Annotated in this window: 6 protein-coding genes; 3 read left to right on the forward strand and 3 right to left on the reverse strand. The window is 71.6% G+C overall.

The features are described 5' to 3' along the window. Positions 1 to 113 precede the first annotated feature (113 nt). From ACWGH4_RS28195 to ACWGH4_RS28205, 3 genes are all read right to left on the reverse strand, one after another. On the reverse strand, positions 114 to 509 hold the full coding sequence (locus tag ACWGH4_RS28195) for a DUF3040 domain-containing protein (protein WP_441264292.1): 396 nt from the start codon (positions 507 to 509) through the stop codon (positions 114 to 116). 247 nt (positions 510 to 756) lie between these two features. Beyond that, entirely contained in the window at positions 757 to 1,473 is a 717-nt protein-coding gene (locus ACWGH4_RS28200; protein ID WP_441264461.1) for a methyltransferase, read from the reverse strand. 593 nt (positions 1,474 to 2,066) lie between these two features. Next, entirely contained in the window at positions 2,067 to 2,639 is a 573-nt protein-coding gene (locus ACWGH4_RS28205) for an SAV_6107 family HEPN domain-containing protein (protein ID WP_453465894.1), read from the reverse strand. 164 nt (positions 2,640 to 2,803) lie between these two features. On the opposite strand from ACWGH4_RS28205, the gene ACWGH4_RS28210 reads away from it, so the two are divergent. From ACWGH4_RS28210 to ACWGH4_RS28220, 3 genes are read left to right on the forward strand one after another with little or no spacing between them, the layout of a single operon-like run. Then, the gene (locus ACWGH4_RS28210) at positions 2,804 to 3,781 is read left to right on the forward strand and encodes an ATP-binding cassette domain-containing protein (protein WP_453465896.1); all 978 of its coding nucleotides are present in this window, start codon (positions 2,804 to 2,806) and stop codon (positions 3,779 to 3,781) included. After that, positions 3,753 to 5,840, forward strand: a complete 2,088-nt coding sequence (locus ACWGH4_RS28215; protein WP_453465898.1) for a YhgE/Pip family protein — start codon at positions 3,753 to 3,755, stop codon at positions 5,838 to 5,840. The genes ACWGH4_RS28210 and ACWGH4_RS28215 overlap by 29 nt, the downstream gene beginning before the upstream one ends. 29 nt (positions 5,841 to 5,869) lie before the next feature. Continuing rightward, positions 5,870 to 6,481 (forward strand): TetR/AcrR family transcriptional regulator, encoded by a 612-nt coding sequence (locus tag ACWGH4_RS28220; RefSeq protein ID WP_159692869.1) that lies wholly within the window; start codon positions 5,870 to 5,872, stop codon positions 6,479 to 6,481. The last annotated feature ends 139 nt before the right edge of the window (positions 6,482 to 6,620 follow it).

Genomic DNA, 6,620 nt, shown 5'->3' on the forward strand with positions numbered 1-6,620 from the left:
GCCCACGAGCGGGGAACATGACTGAGGGGCGACGCTCGAAAGCGTCGCCCCTCACTCGTACTCCGAACTTATGGGCCGGAGGTCCGCTCGTCGTCCGGTCGGGACCGGACGGCTCAGTGACCGCCCTGCTCGTCGCGGCGGCGCTGCCACCGCTGTTCGATCCGGTCCATCACGGATCTGCGCTGGTGCGAGTGCCGGCGACCGTGTCCGCCGGATGTCTGCTGCTGTTCACCTGGCTTCGGCGCCTTGCGCCAGCCCGTGACCGCGAGAACCGCACAGCCGAGCATCACCAGGAAGCCCACCACACTGATCCAGATCTGCTGGGCGACCATTCCGGCCATGAGGAGCGCGATACCCACCAGGAAGCCTGCGACTGCTTGGTAGACCCGTCGCCGGGTGTACGTACGCAGCCCGCTTCCCTCGAGCGCTGTCGCGAACTTGGGATCTTCGGCGTACAGCGCTCGCTCCATCTGCTCGAGCATTCGCTGCTCGTGCTCCGAGAGCGGCACGGAGTCCTCCTCGTCGTCGGTCGCGGGGGCGACCGGTATGCGGCCCTTCCAGGATAGGCAGGGATTCGCCCCCGTGAAACCCGCCCTCTCGCAAAACGCCCTCCGGGCCGCCATGCCCGATCGGGGTGCTGAGGCGTAGATTCCCCAACCTCCGATCCGTCATGCCGGATGGTGTCCCCCGATCATACGGTGCGAAGCCCGACGACGGAGGGTCTGTGGCGTACTCCATCTGCGGCTGCGCCGCTGATCAGCCGCGCTTCTCGCCCAGGACGTGCAGCTGAGTAGCGACGGAATGGAAGGCTGGCAGTTCCGCGGCGGCGGCTTCCAGCTTCAGCAGCGCGTCCAGCGCGCCCGGTTCGGTGTCCACGAGAACGCCGGGAACGAGGTCGGCGAAGACCCGCACTCCGTGCACCGCGCCGACTTCGACACCGGCCTGTGCGACGAGCTCGGTGAGCTGCTCGGCCGTGAAGCGGCGGGGCACCGGGTCACCCGTGCCCCAGCGGCCATCGGGGTCGCTCAGCGCCTGGCGGGCCTCGCTGAAGTGCCCCGCGAGGGCACGGGCGAGGACGGCGCCGCCCAGCCCGGCGGCGAGCAGGCTGAGCGCTCCGGCGGGCCTCAGCGCCTCCACCGCGTTGCGCACGCCCTCGGCCGGGTCGTCGACGTATTCGAGCACGCCGTGGCAGAGGACGGCGTCGTAGCCGCCGCGCTCGACCACGTCGAAGAGGCCGTGGATGTCGCCCTGGACGCCGCGCACCCGCTCGGCGACCCCGGCCTCCGCCGCCCGGCGCTCAAGCGCGAAGAGGGCGTTCGGGCTGGGGTCGACGACGGTGACCCGGTGGCCGAGCTGGGCGGCGGGCACGGCGAAGTTCCCGGTGCCGCCGCCGGTGTCGAGGATGTCCAGCGAGTCCGTCCCGGTCGCCTTGACCCGGCGGTCCAGGGCATCCCTCAGGACGTCCCAGACCACGGCGGTACGGAGAGAGGCGCGAGAGGGGCGCGGTGGGGTCTCCCCACCGGTGGGGGACGGTTCCGACACGGCAGTTGGCTCCTCGGGCGATGTGCTGGTTGGCCTGCTCCCACCCTATTGCCTCCGCTGCCCGGGCCGACGTTCCGTCTCATCCCGAGGCATCCCGCCTCCCCTCGACGGCATCCCCGCCCGGCTCCACGCGGACCGTGCCGGCCTCCGGCCCGGTGCCGACTGCCTGCTGAACCCGCCCGTCCGCGTCCCGGACGTGGCCGGCTTCTGCGGTCCCGGCACCGACTGCCCGCTGAGCGACCGGACCAGGGCCGGTGCATGCGGGACCCGTACCGACTGCCGCCGAGCCCGCCCGTCCACGCCCCGCACCGTGCCCGGTCCCGGCGGGCCCGCACCGACTGCCGAGCCCGCCCGTCCGCGCCCCCGTAGCCGGTGCCTGCCCCGGTACCGACTGCCGCCGACTCCTCGCGCGTCTCCGTCCGGCACCGTGGCGGTTGCGGCGGGCCCCGTCCCGGTCTCCCGCCTGAGCCCGCGTCCGCCTCCTGGCCGGTCCCCCGGTCGGACCGCTCCCCCGCTCGCACCCCTCATCCAGCGACATCCCCTCGCCGCGTCGCCGTCCCGGCCGCCGGCGTTTCCTGGTCCGGCTGCGACACCCTGGGCCGGGGCAGGGCGGGCTGGAGCACGAGAAGGCGCTCCACGAGGCGCAGGAACATGGCCGCGTCCCTGAGAAGGTCGTCGGCGTCGCGATGGCTGGCCGCGCCCCGTATGCCGGCCTCTGCGCGGGCCCGGCGCTCGGCGCCCGAGGCGAAGAGCAGGCTCCATTCGGACAGCTCCGGCGCTATTTCGGGCAGCACCTCCCAGGCGCTGCGGATGCGCTGCCTGCGCCGCGCGCCGGTCTCGGGGCGGCCGCGGGCGGCGAGCACCGCGGCCGCCGTGCGCAGGGCGGCCAGATGTGCCGTGGCGTACCGCTCGTTCGGCTGGGCCAAGGTCGCGGCCTCGTCGAGTCCGCTGCGGGCCTGGGCGAGCAGATCGAGGGCGGCGGGCGGCGCGGAGGTCCGGCGCAGGACGGGATGCACGTCGTGTGCCGGGCCGGTCGATGAGGGGGCAGGGCCGGTGGCGCGGCGCCGGTGAGCGGCGGCTGCTGAGTAGCTGGCCATGACGAGCCTCCTGTCGTCGTGTGACGGCGCTGTGGCCGTATGTGTCCATCGTGGAGGCACCCACTGACAATCGGCCCTGACCTGGCCTTTTGCATCGATCAAGGGTTCGGGGGTAATTTTTGCACTGACTGGTCAGTGCAAATACTGGCGGCGGAGGGACCGGGATGGGGATCGGGGTGGGGCAGGTGGACAGCCCTCAGGGCGCGGCCTTGAGCGCCGGGGACTTCGGGCTGAGAGGCCCGCGCGGGTGGGCCTTCCGCTCGGTGGACATCGAGGCGGAGCCCGGCGCCCTCGTCGCGATCGAGGGCCCGTCGGGCTCCGGACGCACCTGCCTGCTCCTCGCGCTGACCGGACGGATGCGCCCCACGGAAGGCCGTGCGGAGGTCGCCGGCCTGCAACTGCCGCGCAGAATGGCCGCGGTGCGCCGGATCAGCGCGCTCGGTCCGGTGCCGGGTGTCAGCGATCTCGACCCGGCGCTCACCGTCGCGGAGCACCTGCGCGAACGCGCGCTGCTCCAGCGGCGCTTCGACGGTTCGGTCCGGGCCCTGTTCCGGCCGCGTGCGGAGCGGACGGCCGCTGCGGCCGAGCGGGTCGAGAGGGCACTGGCAGCCGCCGGACTCGATCTCGCGACGCTGCCGAAGCGGGAACGCACGGCCGTACGCGATCTCGAGCGGCTCGAGGAGCTGCGGCTCTCCGTGGCCCTGGCGCTGATCGGCGGCCCCCGGTTGCTCGCGGTCGACGACGTGGGCCTCAAGCTCTCCGACACCGAACGGGCCGCTGCGTGGGACCTGTTGCGCTCGGTCGCTGACAGCGGGACGACCGTGGTCGCGGTGTGCGGCGAGGCGCCGGAGGGCGCCGTCGTCGTACGCACCCGGCCCACCGGCGCCGGCTCGGAGGACAACGAGGCCGACGTCGGCACCGAGACCGGCAAGAGCCCCGCCGAGAGCACCGGCAGGAGCCCTTCCGGAAGCCCGGCCGAAGAGACCGGCGAGGACCCCGGCCACGCCGTCGGCACCGAGACCGAGACCGGCACCGGCATGGGCCCCGCCAGGAGCACTGAAATAAGCACCGCCAAAAGCACCGCCGTGGACACCGACGAGGAGGGGGCGTCCGATGCGATCGCCGAAACTGGCCGCGCTTGAGCTGAAGCGCTTCGGGCGGGGCAAGCTCCCGGCCGCCGCGATCGTCGCGGTCATGCTGCTGCCGCTGCTCTACGGCGCCCTCTACCTGTGGTCGTTCTGGGACCCGTACGGCAGGCTCGACAGGATTCCCGTCGCTCTCGTCAACGACGACAAGGGCGCCACCGCGTCCGGCAAGAGGATCGCCGCCGGTGACGAGATCACCAAGGGTCTGCTCGACAGCGACGTCTTCGAGTGGCACGAGGTCGACGACGCCGAGGCCCGCCGGGGTGTCGAGGACGGCACGTACTACCTCTCGCTGACCATGCCGGAGGACTTCAGCCGGCGCATCGCCTCCAGTTCGGGCGACTCCCCCGAGACCGGCGCCCTCCAGGTCCGCACGAACGACGCGAACAACTACATCGTCGGGCAGATCTCGCGGACGGTCTTCTCCGAGGTGCGCACCGCCGCGTCGACCAATGCCTCACGGTCGTTCCTCGACCGCATCTTCATCTCCTTCTCCGACATCCATGAGGCGACGGAGAAGGCGGCGAAGGGCGCCGACAAGCTCAAGAGCGGGGTCGGGAAGGCGAAGAAGGGCTCGGAGGACCTCGCGGACGGCCTGAAGGACGCGAAGGACGGCAGCGGCAAGCTCGCCGGGGGCATCACGAAGCTCCACAAGGGCGCCGGCGAGCTGGAGAACGGCTCCCGTCAGGTCGCCGACGGCACGCAGGTGCTCGCCGACAAAGTCAACGGCTATGCCGACAAGGCGCATCCCTACCTGAAGGACAACGGGAAGTCGATCGGTGACACGGCCCGGCTGGTGGCCGACTCCTCACGTGCCGTCCAGCGCAATCTCGGCCTCCTGGCCGAACGGGCCCCCGGCGCCGCGCTCCGCGCGCACAAGGCCGCCGACGCGCTGAGCGAGATCCACCGGACGCAGTGCGAACAGGCCCTGCTGCCCGACCCTAAGGCGTGCCCCGAGCTGAAGCGCGCCAAGGACACGGCGGCGGACGTCGCCAAGATCGCCGACGACGTCAACGTGCTGATCGGCAACAGCAACGGCGACCTCAAGACACTGAAGAAGAACCTCACCGATCTCGAGAAGAAGGCAGACGACCTGGCCCGGCGTGCTCCGAAGCTGGACGAGGACCTGGAGTACGCCGTCGGCAAGATCAACGAGCTCAACACGGCCGCCCACAAGGTCGCCAAGGGCGCGAACCGGCTGCACACCGGCCTCACCACCGCCAAGAAGGGGTCCACCGACCTCGATTCGGGGGTCGGCAAGCTCAAGAAGGGCGCGGGCGAGCTGGACGGGGGGCTGTTCCGGCTCGCCGACGGGTCGGCAGAGCTGGCGGTCGGGCTCAGCGACGGCGTCCACAAGATCCCGGACTACGACAAGAAGGACCGCGACCGCCGCACCGAGGTGATGGCCGACCCGGTCCGGCTGGCCGGCAAGTCCCTGCACTCGGCGCCCAATTACGGCACCGGATTCGCCCCGTACTTCATCCCGCTCTCCCTCTGGGTCGGCGCGATGGTCGCCTACATGATCATTCAGCCGCTCAACCGCCGGGCCCTGTCCACCGGGGCGTCGGCCTGGCGGATCGCCCTGGCCGGTCTGCTTCCGGTGGCGGCGATCGGTCTGCTCCAGGTCGCGGCGCTGATGTCCGTCCTGCACTGGGGTCTCGGGCTGAAGACGGCCCACGCCGCGGGCACCGTCGGCTTCCTGGCGCTGGTCACCTGCTGCTTCGCCGCGATCATCCAGTGGCTCAACGCCCGCTTCGGCGCCGCCGGCCGGATCCTGGTCCTCGCGGTCCTGATGCTCCAGCTGACATCGGCGGGCGGCACCTACCCGGTCCAGACGAGTCCCGGCTTCTTCAACGCCATCCACCCGTTCCTGCCGATGACCTATGTCGTCGAGGCGCTCCGCAGGCTCATCACGGGCGGCGGACTCGGTCCGGTGTGGCAGGCGTGTGCGGTGCTGCTGGCCTTTTCGGCCGGTGCGCTGGCCCTGACCGCCCTCTCCGCCCGCCGCAAGCAGGTGTGGACGCTGGACCGGCTTCACCCGGAGCTGAGTCTGTGACCGCGCCCGGACCTGTGAGAATCGGTGTCATGGACAGCAGCAGCAGACGCCGGGCGACGCGCGCGAAACTCTACGAGGCCGCCGTGACGCTCATCGCGGAGCAGGGCTTCTCGGCCACCACGGTCGACGAGATCGCCGAGCGCGCCGGGGTCGCCAAGGGCACGGTCTACTACAACTTCAAGAGCAAGACCGAACTCTTCGAGGAACTGCTGCGCTTCGGCGTCGGCCTCCTCACGGCTTCGCTCCAGGAGGCCGCCGACCGTACGGCAGAGCGCGGCGGCTCCAAGGTCGAGGCGCTGGACGCCATGATCAGGGCCGGTCTGGTGTTCATCGACCGCTATCCGGCCTTCACCCAGCTGTACGTGGCCGAGCTGTGGCGCACCAACCGCGCCTGGCAGTCCACGCTCCTGGTGGTGCGGCAGCAGGCGGTGGCCGTTGTGGAGACGGTGCTGCGCGAAGGTGTGGAAGCCGGCGAACTGAGCGAGGAGGTCGACATTCCGCTCACGGCCGCAGCGCTGGTCGGCATGGTGCTGGTGGCGGCACTGGACTGGCAGGCGTTCCAGCGGGAGCGGTCGCTCGACGACGTCCACGGGGCGCTGTCGCTGCTGCTGCACGGCCGGGTGAGCGGCCGCCGAGACTGAGCCCAGCACGACGGACGAGGCACGACGGGCACCACGAGGCACGTTCCGGGGAAAGCGGCGCGCGACGTCCCCGATCCCCCGGCAGCTCAGCCGCCATCGGGAGCGCAGACACGAAACGCCGGGCGGCTGGTCGTCCAGC

This window comes from Streptomyces sp. NPDC054847 (assembly GCF_053610925.1).

Bases quoted from the DNA above. Each gene is read 5' to 3' on its own strand.
- ACWGH4_RS28220 (WP_159692869.1), top strand. From the start codon at position 5,870: ATGGACAGCAGCAGCAGACGCCGGGCGACGCGCGCGAAACTCTACGAG.
- ACWGH4_RS28215 (WP_453465898.1), top strand. From the start codon at position 3,753: ATGCGATCGCCGAAACTGGCCGCGCTTGAGCTGAAGCGCTTCGGGCGG.
- ACWGH4_RS28205 (WP_453465894.1), bottom strand. From the start codon at position 2,639: ATGGCCAGCTACTCAGCAGCCGCCGCTCACCGGCGCCGCGCCACCGGC.
- ACWGH4_RS28210 (WP_453465896.1), top strand. From the start codon at position 2,804: ATGGGGATCGGGGTGGGGCAGGTGGACAGCCCTCAGGGCGCGGCCTTG.